Below are 23,614 nucleotides of genomic sequence, written 5' to 3' on the forward strand. Positions count from 1 at the left end.
TTAATTTCGTCATAAATGTTAAAATTGGATTTGCTGAAACCACTTCATAACGTATATTTTTCGCTCGGAAGCAATATGGGAAACCGTTTTGAGTGTCTTCAAAGTGCCATAAATGCTCTTTTTGAAGAAGTTGGAACTATTCTTAAAATTTCTTCTGTTTATGAAACTCCTGCGCTTGGTTTTGATGGTGAACCTTTTTTGAACTGTGCTGTTTTGCTTCAAACGGACTTAAAATCTTCCAAAATATTAAAGAAAATTTTGGAAATTGAAAAAAGAATGGGACGCAGTAGAAATACTTCAGAAACCTATACTTCAAGACCCATAGATATCGATATTATATTTATAGACGACTTAGTTATTGCGTCTAAAAGTCTTACTGTTCCGCATCCAGAAATGGAAAAGCGAAAGTTTGTTGTGCAACCCTTGGCAGAATTAAATTCGCAATTGGCACATCCAATTTCAGGAAAGAATATAATTAAAATTCTAGCTGAAACGGAAGATAACAGTGTGCTTCAGAAGCAATCAAAATGGCTTAGTAATCCGATAAAAGACTACGATATTTCAAAATATACTTACATTGCTATTGAAGGAAATATAGGGGCTGGAAAAACCAGTTTGGCTTCTAAAATTGCAAATGATTTTAATTCAAAATTGATTTTAGAACGCTTTAAAGACAATGCCTTTCTACCTAAGTTTTATGAAGATGCGGTGCGTTATGCGTTTCCGTTAGAAATGTCTTTTTTGGCAGATCGCTATCAGCAATTGGTGGATGATATTACACAGTTTGACCTTTTTAAAGAATCTGTAATTGCCGATTATGACGTAAATAAATCTTTAATTTTTGCTAGCATTACCTTGCCCGAAGAAGAATATTCACTTTATAAAAAACTTTTTCAGGTAATGCACAAAGATTTGCCAAAGCCCGATATGTATATTTATTTACACCAGAACACAACGCGTTTGTTACAAAATATTAAAAAAAGAGGGCGTAAGTACGAACAAAGCATTCAGGCTGAATATCTGCAAAAACTGAATGTAAGCTACCTAGAATTTATAAAAAATCAACATTCAGACACCATAAAAATCATTGATATTTCTGAAATGGATTTTCTTAAAAATAGAAAAGATTATTTAACAATTTTAAAAGAAATTGTTTCTTAATAAAGTTACAGTAAGTCAGTCTATTTATAAGTTTTTGCACTACAATTTGAAAACTGTATTTGCCTACTTAAATTCATTACCTTTGCAAAAAATTTAAAGATGAGCACACACGATAATTATGATAGCGGGAGAGGTTCCAAAAAACCAGGGAAGAATGCCAGAAAGAAAAGTATGGCTCGCGGAAATGCCGCTTTAAAATCTGATGTTTCCTCAAAAAAAACAGGAAGACAGCAAGATCCAGTTGCAAAGCCAAAGTTGAAGTTTGATAAAAATGGAAAGGAAATAGGCCGCAGGGAGAAAACAGTACAAGTAGTTAAAAAGAGCAATCCTGAAGATGGAATTCGCCTTAATAAATACATTGCTAATAGTGGTATTTGCTCACGTCGCGAAGCTGACACCTATATTGCTACAGGTTTGGTAACCGTAAATGGAAAAATCATTAACGAGATGGGCTATAAAGTTCAACTTGCCGATGATGTGCGTTTTGATGGACGTAGATTAAACCCTGAGCCAAATACCTATGTATTATTAAATAAACCCAAAGGTTTTGCGACCACCGACAGCAATGCTAAGGGGATGACTGTTATGGATTTGGTAGCTAATGCTACAACAGCCAAAATTAAACCTTTTGGCCGTTTGGGAAGAAACGCAACGGGACTTTTGCTTTTTACAAATGATGATGAGTTTGTACAAAAATTCACTAAAAAAGGAATTACGAGACTTTTTCACATAGAATTAGACAAAAATCTAAAAGCCGAACACATTAAGAAAATCAAGGAGGGATTGACTATTGAAGGTAAAGAAATAACTGTAGATGAAATTAGTTATGTAGATAATTCACCAAAAAGTGAAGTAGGACTGAAGATAAAGCATACTGGAAATAGTGTTATTAGAACCATTTTTGAACATCTAGGATACGATGTGGTGCGTGTAGATTGCGTAACCCTTGGGCCATTAACCAAAAAGGATTTGCCGCGTGGGCGCTGGAGAACATTAACCGAAAATGAACTTAATATGTTTAGCATGATTTAAGACCTAATGAAAAAGTGGTCTCTTTTATTATTTGTTGAATTTTTTTTGGCACATTTGCATTGAAATATTTTAAAAATAGTATTTTTATAATGGTTGGCTTCTTCTATTTTTAGAAGCAAAATTCTAAATGGACAACACATTTTTACTTCCAACGGCTGTAATACAGCGGTTTTATGGCAAAAGTTTCATTCTAAACCTTTTGCCTATTCATATTTAACCTTCTAGTTAATTTTTTGTTATATGCCTCATTTTTAGAGGAATTATCAACAAGGATTTTTAATTTACATAATTCAACGAAAACAAAAGGATGAATACTAAGTATATAGATTTAATAAACCAAACATATTATTTTCCACAGGAAGAGTTCCGTTTAGGTGGTAATGGGCTCGAATTTCATGGCGTAGATCTTATGGCGCTTGTTGAAGAATACGGCGCTCCGCTTAAGTTTACCTACCTACCAAAGATTTCAGAAAATATAAATTTGGCTAAAAAATGGTTTGCAACAGCCATTGAAAAAAACAATTATAAAGGCACATATAATTATTGTTATTGCACCAAAAGCTCACATTTTAAACATGTTTTGAATGAGGCGCTTAAAAACGATATTCATATTGAAACCTCTTCAGCATTTGATATAGATATCGTAGAAAGCCTTAAAGAGTCAGGAAAAGTTACTAATAAAACCTACGTTATCTGTAACGGTTTTAAGCGAGAACAGTATATTGAAAATATTGCGCGATTAATTAATAATGGTCACGAAAACTGTATCCCAATTATTGATAATTATGAAGAAATTGATTTGCTTACAGACAAAATTGAAGACCATTTTAATGTAGGAATCCGAATTGCTTCAGAAGAAGAACCAAAATTTGAGTTTTATACATCAAGACTCGGAATTGGATATAAAAATATCATTCCTTTCTACGAAGATCAAATAAAAAACAATGATAGGGTGGATCTTAAAATGCTCCATTTCTTCATTAATACAGGTATTCGCGACACCGCCTATTACTGGAACGAATTGGTAAAGTGTTTGAAAGTCTATGTGCGTCTTAAAAAAATCTGCCCTTCCTTAGATAGTTTGAATATTGGTGGAGGATTTCCTATAAAAAACTCATTACACTTTGAGTACGACTATCAGTATATGATAGACGAAATTTTAAATCAGATAAATATCACCTGCGCAGAGGCAGATGTGCCTGTGCCAAATATTTTTACAGAATTCGGAAGTTTTACAGTAGGTGAAAGTGGCGGTGCTATTTATGAAATTCTTTACCAGAAGCAACAAAACGATCGCGAAAAGTGGAATATGATTAATTCCTCATTTATCACTACGTTGCCAGATACGTGGGCTATCAGCAAGAAATTTATAATGTTACCTATAAACCGTTGGAATGATGAATATGAACGGGTGCTTTTGGGTGGATTAACCTGTGATAGTGATGATTACTATAACAGTGAACAAAATATGGCTGCTATTTATCTGCCAAAATTCAGAAAAGAAAAACCTTTGTATATTGGCTTCTTTAATACGGGAGCATATCAAGAAACTATTGGCGGTTTTGGAGGCTTGCAACACTGCTTGATTCCGCAGCCAAAACATATATTAATAGACAGAGATAAAAACAATACGATAACAACCAAACTTTTTTCAAAACAACAAACAAGCGAGCAATTGCTAAACATTTTAGGTTATGAGCACTAAGACGTATGCAGGAATACCGCAGAAATATGCGGCCCTAGAAACATCAAAAATTGTATTAATTCCGGTTCCTTATGATGGAACCAGTACTTGGCAAAAAGGCGCCGATAAGGGTCCTGAGGCATTTTTAGATGCTTCCGAAAATATGGAGCTTTATGATATTGAAACCCAAACAGAGGTTTATAAACAAGGGGTTTACCTTGCAGATGCAATTACTGAAAATTCGTCTCCTGAAGCAGTAGTTTCAGAGGTGCATAAAACCACAAAGGATTATATAAAACGAAATAAATTCGTAACGCTTTTTGGTGGCGAACACAGTATTTCTATTGGTTCTATTAGAGCTTTTAACGAGTGTTTTGATGATTTAACGGTATTGCATATTGATGCACATGCTGATCTTAGAAGTGAATATCACGGATCAAAATGCAACCATGCTTGTGCTGTTTACGAAGCCAGTCAAACAACAAATCTTATTCAGGTGGGAATTCGAAGTATGGACGTTGCTGAAACCCGTGTAATGGATGAAGAAAAAGTGTTTTTTGCACATGATATGGCTAAAGACGAATACTGGATAGATAAAGTAATTGAGGCTTTGGGTGAAAATGTGTTTATTACGTTCGATCTTGATGCCTTCGATCCTTCAATATTACCTTCAACAGGAACTCCAGAGCCAGGCGGACTTTTTTGGTATGAAACTCTTGATTTTTTAAAACAAGTATTTGAAGAAAGAAACGTAGTCGGTTTTGATATTGTGGAACTTTGCCCAAATGAAAATGAAAGAGCTTCAGACTTTGTAGCTGCAAAACTATATTATAAAATGTTGACTTATAAGTTTGCAGATACAGAAGAAGGAGACGAATACGAAAATAATTTTAATGAAACAAAATCCCGAAACATTGGGGGAAAATTTAACACAGAAGAAGATGAGTACTAGCAAAGGATCCATTTCTCAATTTATAGAAAAATATTACTTACACTTTAATGCAGCTGCGCTGGTAGATGCCGCAAAAGGGTATGAGGCTCAATTAGAACAAGGTTCAAAAATGCTTGTTTCTCTTGCAGGGGCTATGAGTACTGCGGAATTAGGAAAGATTTTTGCCGAAATGATTCGCCAGGATAAAGTACACATCATTTCATGTACCGGTGCAAATTTGGAAGAAGACATCATGAATCTTGTTGCTCACAGCCACTACAAACGCGTTCCAAATTACAGAGATTTAACCCCTCAAGATGAGTGGGAGTTACTTGAAAAAGGACTTAATCGTGTTACAGATACGTGTATTCCTGAAGAGGAAGCATTCCGAAGAATCCAAGAACACATTGTAAAACTTTGGAAAGAAGCTGAGGCTAAAGGGGAGCGTTACCTTCCGCATGAATATATGTATAAACTGCTTTTAAGCGGAGTGATGGAAGAATACTATGAGATAGATTTAAAAGATTCTTGGATGTATGCCGCTGCAGAAAAAAACCTTCCAATTGTTTGCCCAGGATGGGAAGACAGTACAATGGGAAATATTTTTGCCAGCTACGTTCTTAAAGGGGAGTTGAAAGCTTCTACGATGAAAAGCGGGATAGAATACATGACCTTCTTGGCAGATTGGTATACCGATAATTCAGAAAAAGGAATTGGTTTCTTCCAAATTGGAGGAGGAATTGCCGGAGATTTTCCTATCTGTGTTGTGCCGATGCTTTACCAAGATATGGAGCGTACAGACACTCCATTTTGGAGTTATTTTTGTCAAATTAGTGATTCCACAACAAGTTTTGGAAGTTATTCAGGGGCAGTGCCCAATGAAAAAATTACTTGGGGAAAACTGGACATAGATACGCCAAAATTCATCATAGAAAGTGATGCAACCATCGTAGCGCCTTTAATTTTTGCGTATCTTTTAGATATGTAACTCAGACATTTAACAGCAATTTCCAATTATAAACAGCAAGTTGCGGTTACTATATTCCTACACAAAATTTAGCAGTTCATTTTAAATAAGTTGGGTAACATAATTCAGAAAAAATGGAACAACAGAAGATTGAAAATATAGAACTTAAATTTTTGACGCTTAAAGATTATGAAGCGTTGAAGGAAGCCACAATTCAGTCTTATGGCGGGTTGCCGAACAGCTATTGGAAGATAAATGAAATAGGAAACCTAATCGATATTTTTCCTGAAGGTCAAGTAGTCATCATGGCCGATGGCGAAATTGCCGGTTGTGCGCTTTCCATCATTGTTGATTTTGACGAAATTGAAGATCAACACACCTACAAAGATATTACGCACGATCCTACTTTTAGCATTCACGATCCTGAAGGCGATGTATTGTACGGAATAGATGTTTTTATTAGACCAGACTTTCGAGGCTTGCGATTAGGGAGAAGGCTATACGATTACCGAAAAGAACTTTGTGAGAATTTAAATTTAAAGAGCATAATTTTCGGCGGAAGAATGCCAAATTATCATTTGTACGCAGATAAAATTTCACCCAAACAATACATAGAAAAAGTAAAGCGTAGACAGATTGATGATCCCGTGTTAAACTTCCAAATCTCTAATGATTTTCACCCTGTTCGTGTTTTAAAAGGGTATTTGGAAGGCGATAAAGCTTCGGGGGAATTCGCTGTTTTAATGGAGTGGGATAACATTTATTACACCAAGCCGGAAAAAAAACCAAAGCCTTCAGCAGTTAAAAGCATTGTACGCCTTGGATTGATTCAATGGCAAATGCGAAGCTATAATAGCATGGAGGAGCTAATGCATCAAGTAGAGTATTTTATTGATAGCGTTGCAGGTTACCGTTGTGATTTTGCCATGTTTCCAGAATTTTTTAATGCGCCGCTTATGGCAGAATACAACCATATGAGCGAGCCAGATGCAATTCGTGAATTGGCAAAACACACTAAAGAAATCACCGAAAAGATGTCGCGCCTTTCCATTTCTTACAATATAAATATCATCACCGGGAGTATGCCCGAAGTGGTTCGTGGTAAATTGTACAACGTAGGTTATTTATGCCGTCGCGACGGCAGTGTGGAACGGTATGAAAAAATACACGTAACCCCAGATGAAGCAAAAGTATGGGGAATGGTAAACGGAAATGCATTAAAAACATTCGATACTGACTGTGGAAAAATAGGGGTGTTGATTTGTTATGACTCCGAATTTCCAGAATTATCAAGGTTATTGTCTGATGAAGGAATGGACATTCTTTTTGTTCCATTTCTTACAGATACTCAAAATGGATATTCAAGAGTTCGGCTTTGTGCGCAAGCAAGAGCCGTTGAAAACGAATGCTACGTAGCCATTGCAGGAAGTGTTGGTAACCTGCCGAAGGTTCACAATATGGACATACAGTATGCCCAAAGTGCTGTTTTTACTCCTTGCGATTTCTCTTTCCCTAACAACGGTATAAAAGCCGAAGCAACCCCAAACACTGAAATGATTTTAGTGGCCGATGTGGATGTCGATTTGCTTCGTGAATTACACACTTTTGGTGCGGTTAGAAATTTAAAGGATAGAAGAAAAGATTTTTATAGGCTAGAACGAGTAAAAAAATAACACAGCCTATATGTTTTTAATGGATGTAGGTTGTGATTCTTTTTTTCTGAAAAACAGTTCCCAAATAGCGACTCCAATTACTGTGGTATACTCTATAGCTACGAGCCAAAGATTTTCATCAAAACCATCTTTTCCATACGCTGAATAGCTTAAAATTACCATAAAACTCCAAACGATAGGGAACTTATATTTTGTAAAAACTGAAAGCAAAAGCGGGGTTGCAATATACCAAGGGTGAACAGTTGTTGCAAAAAGCAAGTAAAATAAAATTGCAAAAAGCATTGCGGTGAGAAGCTGTTGCGGGTTTTTATTATCTCTAAAAAAAGCTAGACTCAAAACAAAGAAGAGCACTAATATTGGAAGTATTTTCCCAACAGTTTCAATGACATTCCATCCTACAATTTGAAACCCTACCCATCGAATTATATAGTAAACACTTGCGTTAAATTCAAAATTCTGAAACCAAAGTGCAATGGTAGCTGAAAAATGTGCAATAAACTCTGATGATAGAAAGGGGAGGAAAGTTAATAAAACAGTACCCCCAATCAGAGTGTAAAATTTCATCAAATTCATCAAACTAAGCTTGGTGAAGCACTCATTTTTAAAGTTAAAATACTTCAAAAACAAGGGTAAAAATAATAGCGGAATCAACTTCACAGAAACTGAAAGTCCAATTAAGACCGCCGCCCAAAACCATTTTCCTTTAAAGAAAAGATAAAGCGCTAAAACGAAAAAGAAAAGCATTGCCCCTTCAAAATGAAGGTTGCCAGTAAGTTCAATGATTATAAATGGGCTGAGGAAATACCAAAAAACATTTTTAATTGGAAGGTTTAGTTGCGCTAATATTTTTTTTCCGAAGTAAAGAATACCAACATCTGCCAAAACTATCAGCACACGAAGTACAACCACCGAGCCTAAAACACTCTTTCCTGCAAAAAGCGCTGCAATAACATAAAATAACTGGTTTATAGGGGGGTAATTACTAAAATGACTTGCGTTTAGCGGACCCATACCTTCAATTAATTGATGACTTTGCACAATAGTTACACCCAGTGAAGTTGAAGAGTCTGGAGTAAATAAATAGGGACTAGTACCTTGAAAAAGCAATCGCCCGTCCCATAAAAACCGATAAAAATCCTGTGAAAGATTCGGGATTGCAGTTATAAAAAGGAGTCGGAAAATAATTCCTAAACCTGCTAAATGCCAAAATTTAAGATTTGATTTTTCAATTAATAAATATGTGAAAAGAAAAAGTGCTGAATAAAACGAAATGAGTTTTAGGAAGCTGCTTCGCTCTAAATTATAAGCGAAACTCACATAAAAAACAATGCATATAACTGCTGAAAGTACTGGGGTCTTATAAGTAGTTAGTGCTTTTAGCATAGGTTCTTTAAGGTAATTTTTGGCTAAAAATAGTCAAATTTTGATATAAAAAAGCCTCACAAATCTTAAAGACCTGTGAGGCTTAGTTTTAGCAATCACTCTATGGAATTACATCATTCCTGGCATTCCGCCACCCATACCACCTGGCATTCCGCCACCAGCGTTTTCTTCTTTAATTTCAACTAAAGCACATTCAGTAGTTAAAATCATTCCAGCAACTGAAGCAGCATTTTCAAGTGCAATACGAGTTACTTTCTTAGGGTCGATAATTCCTGCTTTTAGCATATCTACATACGATTCGCTTTTAGCATCATACCCAAAGTTTTTCTTGCCTTCCAAAATTTTATTGATTACGACAGAGCCTTCGCCACCTGCATTTTCAACAATGGTACGAAGTGGTGCTTCTATAGCACGTGCTACAATTTGCACGCCCGTTGTTTCATCTAAAGTTTCTGTAGTAAGTTTTTTCAACACTTCAATAGCGCGAACTAAAGCTACACCACCACCAGCAACAATACCTTCTTCTACAGCTGCACGGGTTGCGTGAAGTGCATCGTCTACACGGTCTTTTTTCTCTTTCATTTCTACTTCAGAAGCAGCACCTACATACAGAACAGCTACACCGCCAGCAAGTTTTGCAAGACGTTCTTGTAACTTCTCTTTGTCGTAATCGCTAGTTGTAGTTTCAATTTGCGACTTTATCTGATTCACACGACCTTTAATGTCGTTTTTGTTTCCAGCGCCATTTACAATCGTTGTGTTGTCTTTATCGATGGTTACATTTTCAGCAGAACCCAACATATCGATGGTTGTGTTTTCTAATGTAAATCCGCGTTCTTCAGCAATTACAGTGCCTCCAGTTAAAACTGCGATATCTTCAAGCATTGCTTTTCTTCTATCACCAAAACCTGGTGCTTTTACAGCAGCGATTTTTAGCGAACCGCGAAGTTTGTTTACAACCAATGTAGCCAAGGCTTCACCGTCAACATCTTCAGCAATAATTAAAAGAGATTTTCCTTGTTGTGCCACTGGCTCAAGTACAGGAAGTAAATCTTTCATTGATGAAATTTTCTTGTCATAAAGCAAAATCATTGGGTTTTCCAATTCTGTTTGCATCTTTTCAGTGTCAGTCACAAAATATGGAGAAAGGTAACCGCGGTCAAACTGCATCCCTTCAACTACATCAACATAGGTCTCAGTTCCTTTAGCTTCTTCAACAGTGATAACGCCTTCTTTTCCAACTTTCCCGAATGCTTTAGCAATTAAATCGCCAATTACATCGTCGTTATTTGCTGAAATGGAAGCTACTTGCTTAATCATTTCAGAAGAGTTTCCAACTTTAGTTGATTGCTTTTCAAGATCTTTAACAATTGCTTCAACCGCTTTGTCAATACCACGTTTTAAATCCATTGGGTTTGCACCAGCAGCAACGTTTTTAAGACCTTCTTTTACGATTGCTTGAGCCAAAACAGTTGCAGTTGTAGTTCCATCACCAGCGAGATCGTTGGTTTTTGAAGCTACTTCTTTTACCATTTGCGCCCCCATATTTTCAAGGGCGTCTTCAAGTTCAATTTCTTTTGCAACGGTAACCCCATCTTTTGTTACTTGTGGCGCACCAAAGGACTTGCTTATAATTACATTACGACCTTTTGGGCCTAAAGTTACTTTTACTGCGTTTGCCAAGGCGTCTACTCCGCGCTTGATAGCGTCGCGAGCTTCTACATCAAATTTTATATCTTTTGCCATTTTTTTTAATACTTTATACTTTTAAGGTTGTGCCTTAAGTGTTGATTAAACTGATTTTTAAGAGAAAATTGTTTTTGAAAAGTTAGATGATTGCCAAAATATCATCCTCACGCATGATGAGGTAATCTTTTCCATCAAATTTTAACTCACTTCCAGAGTATTTCCCATAAAGTACGGTATCACCAACTTTTACAGTCATTTTGTGGTCTTCTTTGCCATTACCTACAGCTACTACTTTACCTTGTTGCGGTTTTTCCTTTGCAGAATCAGGAATATAAAGTCCTGAAGCAGTTTTGGTTTCTGCTTCTTGTGGCTGAACCAATACTCGGTCTGCGAGTGGTTGAATTTTTAATGCCATTTTCAATTTTATTTTTTAGTTGTTAAACTTTGGTTTAAATATTTGCTAATAGGTTGGCAGAAATTGTGCCACTGCTCATAAACTGACAGTATATAAAACAAAAATGCCAGCTTGTCAGAAGCTGGCATTTTAATATAGTAAAAACTAAGTTTTAGTTAGTTTGAAGCATCTGGGTTTGTAGGTGCAGGTAATTCAGTTGTTGGAACTGCAGGCACACTGTTTTCGTCAAATGTTTTAGATTGTAAACTGTTTCCGCCCATAATAAATACGTTTGAAAACAAAATAAGCGCCAACATAATTGTAGCTAACGTCCAGGTACTTTTATCTAAAAAGTCGCTTGTTTTCTGAACACCTCCAATTTGTGCACCTCCGCCACCGCCAAACGATGAAGAAAGTCCGCCTCCTTTTGGGTTTTGAACCATTATAACTATGACCAGTAAAAAGGCCACTAACATTATTAAAATTAAAAATATTGTAAACGTACTCATGATTGTTCTGAATTAATCAATTTTTCTATTGCCCGAATTTGGTCTGCAAAGAAACCACTTTTTTCGGGATTTTTCAAAATTAAAATTTTATATGCTTGAATTGCTTTTTTATAGTTCTTTTGCTGTAGATAAACTTTCGCCAAAGTTTCCGTCATTAGCGAATCAGACTGTGGTTGATATGAAGTGGCAAGGTTGGTTTGGCTTTCTGTGTTTTGCCTTTTTTTATCAATTTCAGCGGGTGAAATTTTTGGCTTTTCCTGAATAAATTTATCAATTAACTCAAATTTCCGCTCTTTTTCATCTAGGATCGAAGTTTTAGAAGCCTCTCTTTTTTGTGTATCTGTAGCCTGTTTTGTTGTTCCCTCAGCACGCGCAATGGGTTTTGCTTTTGTCAATTTTAACCATTCTGAAAAAGAGTGGGTGTCATTTTTAGTAAATTCTAAAGGTTTGTCTGGTTGGAGTATTGCTTCAGGCTTTTCTTCAACTAAATTAACTGTAGCTGCAGCTTTTCTTTGAAATAAATCTGGGTTTAGTATATTTTCGGCTTTTTGCATTTCAGCCTTTAATTTATTGTCGTTTTCAGTGCTTATCTGTTCTGAAACATTTTCAGCAATAACATTTATTTCACCTACGGAAGCATCGTGCTGTAAAATAGTTTGTGAAATTTCGTTCTGAATAAATTTTTCTGAAGTAATATATTCAAATAAAATATCGCGATCTGTTGTATGCGTAGCAGTAAGTTTTAAGGCTTCATTGTACAGAAAACTATTCTCATTTTTTAAGCCTTTAAGTTGCAAGGCGCGTGCACTTTGAAAATAGGGGTATTTTTTTATAAGCAAATCCAATGCAGCCATATCTTCAGAAGTTATTTTCTGTGGGTTTGCGAGTAGATATGTATAATTATCAATATTCAATTTTGTATGTTTTTGGTCAAAAAAGGACTGTTTTCAGTAAAATACTACCAATTTGCAAGCGATTTATTAAAAATATCCTGCGTTATCCGTTCAAAGATAACATCGATTGCCGCATCCAATTGCGACCCAACTAAGAGCGACGCTCCTTCATAATCATAATAAAAGCTAAAGGATTGCTCAAAATCTTTCAAAGGATCTTTTGTGTTAAAAAAGCGTACATTTATTGAAATTGTTAGCCTGTTTTGCGCTGCCGTACTATTTGAAGTTGCGGTTATGGGCGCGGTATAAAACTGAGTGATTTCTCCTTCAAAAACTAAATCGCCACTGTTGGTAACTAAATCTAAACTCGTTTGATTTAGCAATAAATCTTGTAGTTTCTGGGTAAAATCACGTTCAATTCCTGGCTCAACTTGAGGGGCGATATTTTGGAAATAATTTACTTGTACCGTTTTGGTTGTGCTATAGTCTATATCTGCACCAGTAAATGAATAGGCGCCACAAGCTTGCAATGCAATTGCGATACAGACAAACACTATAATTGAAATTAATTTTGGCATCTACTTTCTTTCTTATTTTAATTTTCTAAAGGCTGGTATGTGTTACACACATGCGTTTACAGGTCGTATTGTTTTATTTTTCTATACAATGTTCTTTCAGAAATGCCCAATTCATCGGCGGCATCTTTTCGTTTTCCATTATATTTTTCAAGCGATTTTTTAATTAATTCGAGCTCTTTTTGTTGAAGTGAAAGGTTTTCTTCTTCTTCAATATCTTCCGCATATTCATATTTATCTTTTCTTTTTAATTCGTGTGCGGAAGGGTCTCTATGTGGTGTTGAAGTAACGAACGATTCTGACGTATTTTCAGGAATACTGAAAACTGCGACATCAGTGTCATCTCCAATATTTTCGTCTTCAATAAAGGAAGCTAATTCTTCATCCGCAGTGTTTTCTTCGGAATAAATTTTATTAATCAGTGACGATTGTTCTTCTTTTACTTTTGCTGCATTCCCCGTTTTCATTAATTCTAAAGTAAGTTTTTTAAGATCGTTTACATCACGTTTCATATCAAACAATACTTTGTAAAGAATTTCGCGCTCACTGCTAAAATCGCTTTCTACTTTTTTTGCGTTTACGATTGCAGGCAGGTTGCTGCCCATATCTGGGAGATAATGCTTTAGCGTTTCATAAGAAATATCACGGTTTTGCTCCAAAACTGAAATCTGTTCCGCCACATTTCGCAACTGACGTATGTTTCCACTCCAGCGATATTTTAACAATAAATCTGTTGCGCGATTGTCCAAACGGATGGTGGGCATTTTATATTTCTGCGCAAAATCTGCAGCAAATTTTCTAAAAAGTAAATGGATGTCTTCCTGCCTTTCACGAAGGGGAGGCAAGTTTATATCGACAGTGCTCAATCTGTAAAAAAGGTCTTCACGAAACTTGCCTTTTTCAATGGCTTGGGTCATTTTTACATTGGTTGCGGCAACGATGCGTACATCTGTTTTTTGTGCTGCAGAAGAACCTACTTTTAAAAACTCCCCATTTTCCAAAACACGCAGCAGACGCACTTGTGTAGGAAGTGGTAATTCGCCAACTTCATCAAGAAAAATGGTGCCCCCATCAGCTACTTCAAAATAACCACTTCGGGTTGTGGTTGCCCCCGTAAAAGAGCCTTTTTCGTGACCAAAAAGTTCACTATCTATGGTACCTTCAGGAATCGCGCCACAGTTCACGGCTATGTATTTTCCGTGTTTTCTATGCGAAAGCGAGTGGATTATTTTAGGGATACTCTCTTTCCCTACACCGCTTTCACCAGTAACCAATACCGAAATATCCGTTGGTGCAACCTGTATTGCTTTTTCTACCGCGCGGTTTAGTTTTGGGTCGTTACCTATTATTCCGAATCGTTGTTTTGTTGCTTGTATGCTTTCCATAAGCGCTAAGCCCCAGATGGGGAATTTGAATAGTTGAACTGTATGTTATGTATGTTTAAAAACATAATTATTTTTTTTCTTTGAACAATCGATAAAGCTACTTGCTTCCGTTGAACGTTATAGAGCTAATTCCACAGCTTCACCAATTAGCGTTGCTGTGGTGCAATCGGTTATCTTTACATTTACAAAATCTCCAGGTTTATAATTTTTCTTCGGAAAAACCACAACATTGTTATGTTCTGTTCTTCCACTCCATTCGTCTTTGTTTTTTTTCGATTCTTTTTCAATTAAAACAGTAACCGTTTTTCCTAAAAATCCTCTGGTGCGAATGGCGCTGTGTTTTTGTTGAAGATCAACAATTTCGGTCAATCTTCGGCTTTTAGTTTCTTCGGGCACATCGTCTTCTAGCTTTCGCGCTGCCATAGTGCCAGGTCTTTCAGAATATTTGTACATATAGCCAAAGCTATATTTTACGTATTCCATCAAACTCTTGGTTGCTTCATGGTCTTCTTCTGTTTCGGAAGGAAAACCTATAATCATATCCTGAGAAATGGAGCATTCTGGAATGATTTCTTTAATCCGATCAACCAGCTTCATGTATTCTTCACGGGTGTGTTGACGATTCATTTCTTTTAAAATCCGCGTGCTCCCACTTTGAACAGGAAGGTGAATGTGATTGCAGATATTTTTGTGTTTTGCTACAATATGCAATACATCTTCCCCCATATCTTGTGGGTTACTGGTTGAAAAACGAATGCGCATTTTTGGATGTTTTGCAGCAACCATAGCTAGCAATTGCGCAAAATCAGTTGCAGTGGCTTGCTGCATTTCGGAAGCATTTTTGAAATCTTTTTTCAATCCGCCACCATACCAAAGGTAACTGTCTACATTTTGACCGAGCAATGTAATTTCTTTATAGCCCTTTTCTGCCAAATCATTTACTTCATTCAAAATACTTTGAGGATCGCGGCTACGTTCTCGACCACGCGTAAAAGGCACTACGCAAAAAGTACACATATTGTCGCAACCACGCGTAATGCTCACATACGCAGTGATGCCATTGCCGCCCAAGCGCACAGGCGAAATATCGCCATAGGTTTCTTCCTTTGAAAGTATAACATTCACAGCATCGCGGCCTTCTTCAACTTCTTTTAGCAAATTAGGAATGTCTTTGTACGCATCTGGCCCCACAACCAAGTCCACAATTTTTTCTTCTTCTAAAAATTTTTCTTTTAAACGTTCTGCCATACAGCCGAGCACACCAACCTTCATTTTTGGGTTTACGCGTTTTACGGCATTGTATTTCTCTAGCCGCTTACGAACCGTTTGCTCTGCTTTATCGCGAATGGAACAGGTGTTTACCAAGACTAAATCGGCCTCTTCCAACAAGCTTGTGGTGTTAAAACCTTGGTCTGCAAGTATGGAAGCCACAATCTCGGAGTCACTAAAATTCATAGCACAGCCGTAACTTTCTATATAAAGCTTTTTAGAATTGCCTTCTCGCGCCTCCAATGTTAGCGTGTTTCCTTGCGTTTTTTCGTCAATAATTTTTTCCATGAAATCTAAAAAGTACTAGTAAGCAACAATGTTACCATTTGACTTACAAAGATACAATTTTAAGCAACGGTGACAAAGTGGCAGATTTGTTTTTATTAAATATTAACCTTAGTAGAAAAATACAGTACAAATAGCGAGCTAATTAAGTAAAAATTTTCGCATGCTTTTGGTAAAACCTATACCTTAATATTCAATTTTCACACGCTAAATGATTCGTATTAAAAAATTCATATACTTTTGCAATCATAACAAAATAGCAAATGGCAAAGAATTTAGTGATAGTTGAGTCCCCAGCAAAAGCAAAAACCATTGAAAAATTTTTAGGAAAAGATTTCAAGGTAGCTTCCAGTTTTGGACATATTGCAGACCTTCCTTCAAAGGAATTGGGCGTTGACGTAGCAGGAGATTTCACACCTAAATATATAGTGAGTAGCGACAAGAAAAAATTGGTCGCTGAATTGAAATCACTTTCCAAGAAGGCCGAAATGGTTTGGTTGGCAAGTGATGAGGATCGAGAAGGAGAGGCTATTGCATGGCATTTGGCGGAAGAATTGAAATTGGATGAAAATAAGACAAAACGTATTGTTTTTCATGAAATTACCAAGACCGCTATTTTAAAAGCAATAGAAAACCCGCGTCAGATAGATTATAATTTGGTAAACGCACAGCAAGCACGCCGTGTGTTAGACCGTTTGGTGGGGTATGAACTTTCGCCTGTACTTTGGAAAAAAGTAAAAGGCGGACTTTCTGCAGGCCGCGTACAATCTGTTGCGGTGCGATTAATCGTAGAACGCGAACGTGAAATTGAAGCCTTTAATCCGGTAGGGTCTTATAGGATTGATGCAGAATTTACTACTGCTGAAGGCAGCAAGTTTAAGGCGAAACTTCCAAAGAATTTTGATACAGAAAAAGAAGCACGTGAGTTTTTGCGGAAGAATTTAGGCGCTTCCTATAAAATTTCAGATTTAATAAAAAAGCCTGCTAGCAAATCGCCTGCGGCGCCTTTTACCACTTCAACCTTACAACAGGAGGCGGCTCGAAAATTATATTTTTCAGTTGGAAAAACAATGACTATTGCACAGCGCTTGTATGAAGCAGGTTTTATAACCTATATGCGTACCGATAGCGTGAACCTTAGTAACGACGCTAAAAACGCGGCGCAAAAAGAAATTATTTCTTCCTACGGAAAGGAATATAGCAAACCGCGTGATTATAAAGGAAAATCTAAAGGCGCACAGGAAGCGCACGAAGCGATTCGCCCGACAGATATGTCTAAGCACACTTTTTCTGGCGATCACGACCAAGCGCGTTTGTACGATTTAATATGGAAAAGGACTTTGGCTTCACAAATGAGTGATGCGCAATTGGAGCGTACCAATGTTAAGATTGATGTGCTTTCGGATGAAAAGGTTTCTGAAAATTTCACTGCAAATGGTGAAATGATAAAATTTGACGGTTTCCTAAAAGTATATTTGGAAGGAACCGATTTTGAAGAAGAAGAGCAAGAAGGAATGTTGCCAAATATGAATAATGGCGATTCACTTCAAAATAATTACATAACCGCAACCGAACGTTTTACACGTCCGCCGTATCGCTTTACGGAAGCTTCGTTGGTGAAGCAGTTGGAGGAGCTTGGTATTGGCCGCCCGTCTACCTATGCGCCAACAATTTCAACAATTATTAGTAGAAATTATGTTGAAAAAGGAACTGTAGAAGGTGTTGAGCGAAAATACTTACAGCTTACACTAGAGGAACAAAAGGTTAAAGATAAAACCCTGACTGAAACGGTAGGTTCAGACAAAGGAAAATTGGTTCCCACAGATATTGGAATGATTGTAAACGACTTTTTAGTTGCGCATTTCGAGAATATCCTCGATTATAATTTTACTGCAAAAGTAGAGCAGGATTTTGATGATATTGCGGAAGGAAAAGAAGAGTGGACGAAAATGATGAAAGATTTTTACACTAAATTTCATCCACGTGTAGAAGATGTTGAAGAAAATGCGGAGCGTGAAAGTGGCGAGCGTATTCTTGGAGAAGACCCCGAATCTGGAAGAACAGTTTTGGTCCGCCTTGGAAAATACGGCCCGATGGCACAAATAGGTGCGCCAGACGATGAAGAGAAAAAATTTGCAAGTCTTCGTCCGGATCAACAATTGCATTTGGTTACATTTGAAGAAGTAATGGATCTTTTTAAGCTTCCAAAGAGCTTAGGGATTTATGAGGGAGAAGAAGTTGAGGTGAATAATGGGCGTTTTGGACCCTATGTTCGCCTAGGAAAAACATTTATTTCGCTTCCAAAAGGAATGGATCCTTTAGACGTTGATATGGCTTTTGCAAAAGAGCTTATTGAGGAAAAGAAAAAGGCAGATGCACCTATATATACCTATGAGGATTTACCTGTGCAAAAGGGAGTTGGACGTTTTGGACCTTTTATAAAGTGGAACAATATGTTTATTAATGTGAACAAGAAGTACGACTTCGATAATCTTTCAAATGAAGATATTGAAACGCTCATAGAGGACAAAAAACAGAAGGAAATTGACAAATTGATTAATGAGTGGCCTGATGAAAAAATTCGAATAGAAAAAGCGCGTTGGGGGCGATTTAATATTATAAAAGGAAAAACAAAAGTTGAATTGCCAAAAGGCACTGAGGCTGAAAAAATAACTTTGGAGGAAGCAAAAGAGTTGCTCGATAAAAAAAGTCCGAAGAAAAAAACCGCAGCCAAAAAGAAAACTACAACTAAGAAAAAAGCTACAGCCAAGAAAAAATAATGATAGATTTTTTAGTTCCCATTTCAAAAAAAATACTGGCACATCGGGAAATTTTACCTCCCGGAACATTAGGAAAGCAGATTGAAATTTATTCAGAAATAGGAGAATTTCCTAGTATAGAAGGGGTGAAGTTTGCTATTTTTGGAATTAAAGAAAATCGAGCTGATGTAAATTTTATAGGTGGCGACATTTCTTTTGACTCGTATAGGAAGGCGTTATATTCATTATATCCCGGAAACTGGAACTATAAAATTTTAGATCTTGGTGATATTGAAAGAGGAGAAACTACCGAAGACACGCGTTTTGCTGTAAAAGAAGTGGTTGCTGCACTTTTAAAAAAAGATATAATTCCCTTGATTTTAGGTGGAAGTCAAGATTTGGCATATGCTCAATATCGTGGATACGATATTTTGGAAAATATGGTGAAAGTGGTGAATATAGATAACCGCTTTGACCTCGGTAATGCGGAGTTGCCAATCTCAAACAAATCGTATGTAGGGAAGATGGTTGTAGATAAACCCTACAACCTTTTTAATTATAGTGTGCTGGGGTATCAATCTTTTTTTAATGCACCTCAAGAAATAGCATTGATGGATAAGTTGTTTTTTGATGCGTATAGATTGGGCGAAATTGCGGCAGATATTACCATCGTAGAGCCCATAATGCGTGATGCAGATATGGTTACTTTAGATGTTACTGCAATAAAAAGCGCTGATTTAAGTTATAAAAATAACGAAAGCCCTAACGGGTTTGATAGTCGAGAAATTTGTGCCATTTCCCGTTATGCGGGCATAAGCAATAAAGTGAAATCATTTAGCGTTTTTGAACTTAGTGATTCCATTGAGACTAAAAGTGGAGCAATGCTCGTGGCTCAAATACTGTGGTATTTTATAGAGGGGTATAACTTTAGAATTGATGATGATTTTGAAAATGAAATGCTATTTACTTCCTATAAAGTTCCAATAGAAGATGAGATTTTAGAGTTTAAAAAAAGTAACAAAACAGAAAGATGGTGGATTGTTTTACCATTTATTTCAAATGTTAATAATAAATTAAAAAAGCATACGTTATTACCTTGCACTTATGGCGAATATTTGAGTGCGTGTAATCAGGAAATTCCTGAACGGTGGATGAAAGCCCGCCACAAAAATGAAGTATAATCACACAAGACAAGTAAAAACGGGGATTTAATGGTTTTTCAAAAAAAAATTGTTTTTTTGAAATTTTATAGATAGGTTTACGCCCTTGAATCCCGAAATTTAACCTAAATACCTATGAAGAAGTTTATTGCATTAACTGCGATCGTTGCCTTTTTATTCAGTTGTAACTCCGGAGACCGGGGAGAATTGGTTGGGGCAAAAGGTAAAAAATGGTATCCCAAAAAGCCTTATGGTATGACACTTATCCCTGGTGGATCTTTCATCATGGGTAAAAGCGATGACGATTTTGTTGCTGTGAATGATGCTCCCACTAAAACAGTTACGGTTCGTTCGTTTTATATGGACGAAACAGAAATTACTAACGCTGAATACCGTCAATTTGTAAACTGGGTGCGCGATTCTACAGTACGATTACGTCTTGCGATCATGGCCGATGAAGTTGGCGCCACTCCAGGTGATGGGGGGATAGGTGAATTTGCTTTCGTAGATCAAGAAAACGAAGAAATGACACCCTACCAACAATATATGTATGACAATTACTTTGGTATGGGGGAAGATTACTACGCAGGGAGAAAGCTAAACGATAAAGTTGAATTACTATGGGATACTGCTGAGTATCCAGACGAATACTATTCTGAAGTGATGGACACTATGTATATTCCTACGGAAGAAGCATATAATGGACAACGTACTATAGATGTAAGCAAATTGAATTTCCAATATACGTATATGGATATCGAATCTGCTGCGCGTGATGGTGCTAAACGAAGAAAAGACTTTATCAAAAAAGAAGAATTGAATATTTATCCAGATACTACTGTTTGGATTAAAGATTTCAACTATTCATATAATGAACCAATGCACAATGATTATTTCTGGCACGAAGCTTATGGAGATTATCCTGTGGTGGGTGTAACTTGGAAACAAGCAAAAGCATTTTGCGCGTGGAGAACATTGTATAAAAACTCATACCAAAAATCTAAAAAGCAAAACTTTGTAAACTCTTTCCGTCTTCCTGGTGAAGCTGAATGGGAGTACGCTGCGCGTGGCGGTTTAGAATCTGCTACCTACCCTTGGGGTGGCCCGTATGCTAAAAACGACCGGGGTTGTTTTCTAGCAAACTTTAAACCTTTACGTGGAGACTATGCTGCCGATCAAGCATTGTATACCGTTGAAGCCGATGCGTATGAGCCTAATGACTATAATCTATACAATATGTCAGGGAATGTTGCCGAATGGGTAGCTTCTTCTTATGACCCTGCTTCCTATGATTATACTTCTACGATGAATCCAAATGTAAACGACCCTAACAATATGCGAAAAGTAGTTCGTGGAGGTTCTTGGAAAGATGTTGCGTATTTTCTTCAGGTAAGTACCAGAGATTATGAATATGCTGATTCTGCAAGAAGCTATATCGGATTTAGAACAGTGCAAGATTATATGGGTACAGATGTTACCCTTAATGACAGATTAGGAGACGCACGCTAACTAAATTTCTATTTCAAAAATTAACTAAATACCCTAAAATAAATTTCTTAACCAAAACCTCAATTAAAACTAACTTATTATGGCACAAGCAAAATCGACAAAAAAATTATTTAACATGGCTTACGGCCTTGGAGCATCCATCGTAATTATAGGAGCACTTTTCAAAATTCTTCACTGGGAATTAGGACCGTTAAACGGAGGTATTCTATTAGCAATTGGACTTATCACGGAAGCTATCATTTTCGCAATTTCTGCTTTTGAACCAGTAGATGATGATTTGGATTGGGCATTGGTTTACCCAGAATTAGCTGGAGGCGCTTCAAGTGGGAAGAAAGGAAAAGAACAACCAGAAGATGCTCAAGGACTTTTGTCTAAGAAATTAGACGAAATGCTTAAAGATGCACGTATCGATTCAGAATTAATGAACAGTCTTACAACAAGTATTCGTTCTTTTGAAGGCGCTACTAAAGGAATGGCTCCAACTGCTGAAGCTATGAATTCTACTAAAAAATACAGTGAAGAAATGGCACTTGCAGCAGCACAAATGGATTCGTTAAATAGCTTATATAAAGTTCAGATAGAATCTACAAGCCGTCAAACGGAAGCAAATCAGGCAATCGCTGAAAATGCTGATCAATTAAAACAACAAATGCAGCACTTGGCTACCAACCTTTCTTCATTGAACGGGGTTTACGGAGGTATGCTTTCTGCAATGAGTACTAAAAACTAAGATAGGTTTTCACCTTAATTATTAATCTTTAAAAAAGAATAAAAATGGCAGGAGGAAAACTATCCCCAAGGCAGAAGATGATTAACCTAATGTATTTGGTTTTTATCGCGATGCTTGCACTGAATATGTCCAAAGAAGTATTATCTGCTTTTGGATTGTTAAACGAAAAAATAGCTGATGCTAACGTGGCTACAGGTCAACGTAACCAAGCGTTTATGGAAGGCTTAGCTGTAAAAGCTTCTGAACAAGCTGCACAATATGCTGGTGTAAAGGCAAAAGCAGATGAAATTTCACAGGTTTCAGATGAGCTAGATACATATATTGAAAACCTAAAGTCTGCTTCAATGGAAAATATTGAAGATCCTAAGGATTATGAAGTAATGGATAAGGCTGATTTTTTCAACAATTTGTTTTTTACAGGAGACACGTACAAGCCAGAAGGCAAAGAGTTTCTTGAGAAAATAAATACCTACCGTTCAGAAATGAACAGTATTTTATCTGATACTACCTTAACTAAATTTGCGGGTATTGAAGATGTTAAAAAATCTATTGAAACAAACTTTTCTACTGCGGAAGTTGAAAACCGTGATGGAAAAAAAGTTGCTTGGTTAAACTATAACTACGAAGGATTTCCTTTAGTAGCTTCTATAACTAAACTGACACAGATTCAAGCGGACATTAAAACTACAAAAAGTGAAGTACTGCAAAAAATGCTAGCAGGGCAACAAGCAACTGCAATGTCTTTTACACAATACAACACTTTGTTAGAAACTTCTAAAACGGCTTATTATTCTGGAGAACCGTTTGATGGTGGTATAGTGTTAGGTCGTAAAGATCCAAACACAAAACCAAACCGAGTTGAACTAACCTTAGATGGTCGTCCCTTAACAGAAGACCAATATGCTATTGAAAGCGGTAAAGTAATGCTTAAAATAGGAGCGGGTGCTCCTGGAGACCATAAAATTCAGGGAGATTTAATTTTCCTCGAAAATGGAGAAGAAACGAAAGTACCTGTTGATGTTGGATTTTCAACAATCTCAAAACCAAATTCAGCGGTAATTGCGGCAGATAAAATGAATGTTGTGTACCGTGGTGTAGATAACCCAATGACGGTTTCTATTCCTGGTATTCCTGACAGTAAAGTAAATGCGTCAGCGGCTGGCCTTTCTAAGGTTTCTGGTAGTAAATACGTTATGCGTCCAGGTTCTGGTAGAACAGTTACCATTACTGCAAGTGGAACATTACCCGATGGAACAGGTGTAAGAACCCCTGCTGAGTTCCGTATTAAAGATATTCCACCACCAGTAGGAGCAATCCGTGGGGAAACAGGAATTGTAAGAATGGAACGTCAAGGTTTAGAAATCTCTACAGTATCTGCAGTATTGCAAGATTTTGATTTCGAATTAAATATTAACGTAACTGGATTTAGCTTTAAAGTTTCCGGACAGCCAACTGTAAAAGTAAACGGAACAAAATTGGATTCCGCAGCTAAAGGAGCTTTAAGAAGAGCACAGCGTGGAGATGCTGTTCAGATTTTTGATATAAATGCAAGTCTTTCAGGAAATTCAAGTTATAAACTGAAAAAGATTTCTCCAGTTATTATTGAATTGACAAACTAATAGTTGT

At 36.8% G+C, this 23,614-nt stretch carries 19 protein-coding genes; 11 read left to right on the forward strand and 8 right to left on the reverse strand.

Annotation, left to right across the window (positions count from 1 at the left end; all coding sequences use genetic code 11):
• Positions 1 to 15: 15 nt before the first annotated feature.
• The 6 genes from folK to ABJ955_RS07235 all read left to right on the forward strand — a co-directional run bounded on the left by folK (position 16) and on the right by ABJ955_RS07235 (position 7,448).
• Positions 16 to 1,161, forward strand: a complete 1,146-nt coding sequence (gene folK / locus ABJ955_RS07210; RefSeq protein ID WP_347373922.1) for a 2-amino-4-hydroxy-6-hydroxymethyldihydropteridine diphosphokinase — start codon at positions 16 to 18, stop codon at positions 1,159 to 1,161.
• 99 nt (positions 1,162 to 1,260) lie between these two features.
• Positions 1,261 to 2,193: a pseudouridine synthase gene (locus ABJ955_RS07215; protein ID WP_347373923.1), complete on the forward strand. Its 933-nt coding sequence runs from the start codon at positions 1,261 to 1,263 to the stop codon at positions 2,191 to 2,193.
• Between the two features lie 307 nt (positions 2,194 to 2,500).
• A complete protein-coding gene (locus ABJ955_RS07220) occupies positions 2,501 to 3,898 on the forward strand; it encodes an arginine decarboxylase (protein WP_347373924.1) in 1,398 nt (465 codons plus the stop codon).
• On the forward strand, positions 3,888 to 4,829 hold the full coding sequence (gene speB / locus ABJ955_RS07225) for an agmatinase (protein WP_347373925.1): 942 nt from the start codon (positions 3,888 to 3,890) through the stop codon (positions 4,827 to 4,829). The genes ABJ955_RS07220 and speB overlap by 11 nt, the downstream gene beginning before the upstream one ends.
• Complete coding sequence (locus ABJ955_RS07230) at positions 4,819 to 5,796, forward strand: deoxyhypusine synthase family protein (RefSeq protein ID WP_347373926.1); 978 nt, start codon at positions 4,819 to 4,821, stop codon at positions 5,794 to 5,796. The genes speB and ABJ955_RS07230 overlap by 11 nt, the downstream gene beginning before the upstream one ends.
• A 113-nt stretch (positions 5,797 to 5,909) precedes the next feature.
• Positions 5,910 to 7,448: a bifunctional GNAT family N-acetyltransferase/carbon-nitrogen hydrolase family protein gene (locus ABJ955_RS07235; protein ID WP_347373927.1), complete on the forward strand. Its 1,539-nt coding sequence runs from the start codon at positions 5,910 to 5,912 to the stop codon at positions 7,446 to 7,448.
• 6 nt (positions 7,449 to 7,454) lie between these two features.
• Here ABJ955_RS07235 and ABJ955_RS07240 read toward each other — a convergent pair whose 3' ends face one another.
• The 8 genes from ABJ955_RS07240 to miaB all read right to left on the reverse strand — a co-directional run bounded on the left by ABJ955_RS07240 (position 7,455) and on the right by miaB (position 15,833).
• Complete coding sequence (locus ABJ955_RS07240) at positions 7,455 to 8,831, reverse strand: mannosyltransferase (protein WP_347373928.1); 1,377 nt, start codon at positions 8,829 to 8,831, stop codon at positions 7,455 to 7,457.
• Between the two features lie 108 nt (positions 8,832 to 8,939).
• Entirely contained in the window at positions 8,940 to 10,577 is a 1,638-nt protein-coding gene (gene groL, locus ABJ955_RS07245; protein WP_347373929.1) for a chaperonin GroEL, read from the reverse strand.
• Positions 10,578 to 10,659: 82 nt separating this feature from the next.
• A complete protein-coding gene (locus ABJ955_RS07250) occupies positions 10,660 to 10,935 on the reverse strand; it encodes a co-chaperone GroES (RefSeq protein WP_347373930.1) in 276 nt (91 codons plus the stop codon).
• 155 nt (positions 10,936 to 11,090) lie between these two features.
• On the reverse strand, positions 11,091 to 11,423 hold the full coding sequence (gene secG, locus ABJ955_RS07255; RefSeq protein WP_347373931.1) for a preprotein translocase subunit SecG: 333 nt from the start codon (positions 11,421 to 11,423) through the stop codon (positions 11,091 to 11,093).
• A complete protein-coding gene (locus ABJ955_RS07260) occupies positions 11,420 to 12,337 on the reverse strand; it encodes a hypothetical protein (protein WP_347373932.1) in 918 nt (305 codons plus the stop codon). The genes secG and ABJ955_RS07260 overlap by 4 nt, the downstream gene beginning before the upstream one ends.
• A 44-nt stretch (positions 12,338 to 12,381) precedes the next feature.
• Complete coding sequence (locus ABJ955_RS07265; protein ID WP_347373933.1) at positions 12,382 to 12,894, reverse strand: LptE family protein; 513 nt, start codon at positions 12,892 to 12,894, stop codon at positions 12,382 to 12,384.
• 56 nt (positions 12,895 to 12,950) lie between these two features.
• Positions 12,951 to 14,276 carry a sigma 54-interacting transcriptional regulator gene (locus tag ABJ955_RS07270; protein ID WP_347373934.1) on the reverse strand — a complete coding sequence of 442 codons (1,326 nt, stop codon included), beginning with the start codon at positions 14,274 to 14,276 and terminating at the stop codon, positions 12,951 to 12,953.
• Between the two features lie 117 nt (positions 14,277 to 14,393).
• The gene (gene miaB, locus ABJ955_RS07275) at positions 14,394 to 15,833 is read right to left on the reverse strand and encodes a tRNA (N6-isopentenyl adenosine(37)-C2)-methylthiotransferase MiaB (protein ID WP_347373935.1); all 1,440 of its coding nucleotides are present in this window, start codon (positions 15,831 to 15,833) and stop codon (positions 14,394 to 14,396) included.
• A gap of 260 nt (positions 15,834 to 16,093) precedes the next feature.
• Between miaB and topA the strand changes: the two genes are divergently transcribed.
• The 5 genes from topA (at position 16,094) to gldM (ending at position 23,607) form a co-directional block, all read left to right on the forward strand.
• Positions 16,094 to 18,610, forward strand: coding sequence for a type I DNA topoisomerase (gene topA / locus ABJ955_RS07280; protein WP_347373936.1), 2,517 nt, complete (start codon positions 16,094 to 16,096; stop codon positions 18,608 to 18,610).
• Positions 18,610 to 19,770: a formimidoylglutamase gene (locus tag ABJ955_RS07285; RefSeq protein WP_347373937.1), complete on the forward strand. Its 1,161-nt coding sequence runs from the start codon at positions 18,610 to 18,612 to the stop codon at positions 19,768 to 19,770. Before topA ends, ABJ955_RS07285 begins: the two co-directional genes overlap by 1 nt.
• A gap of 114 nt (positions 19,771 to 19,884) precedes the next feature.
• Entirely contained in the window at positions 19,885 to 21,258 is a 1,374-nt protein-coding gene (gene gldK, locus ABJ955_RS07290; RefSeq protein ID WP_347373938.1) for a gliding motility lipoprotein GldK, read from the forward strand.
• A gap of 79 nt (positions 21,259 to 21,337) precedes the next feature.
• Complete coding sequence (gene gldL / locus ABJ955_RS07295) at positions 21,338 to 21,988, forward strand: gliding motility protein GldL (protein ID WP_347373939.1); 651 nt, start codon at positions 21,338 to 21,340, stop codon at positions 21,986 to 21,988.
• A gap of 44 nt (positions 21,989 to 22,032) precedes the next feature.
• Entirely contained in the window at positions 22,033 to 23,607 is a 1,575-nt protein-coding gene (gene gldM / locus ABJ955_RS07300) for a gliding motility protein GldM (RefSeq protein WP_347373940.1), read from the forward strand.
• The last annotated feature ends 7 nt before the right edge of the window (positions 23,608 to 23,614 follow it).

The organism is Aequorivita sp. Q41 (assembly GCF_039831855.1).
Lineage (GTDB): Bacteria > Bacteroidota > Bacteroidia > Flavobacteriales > Flavobacteriaceae > Aequorivita.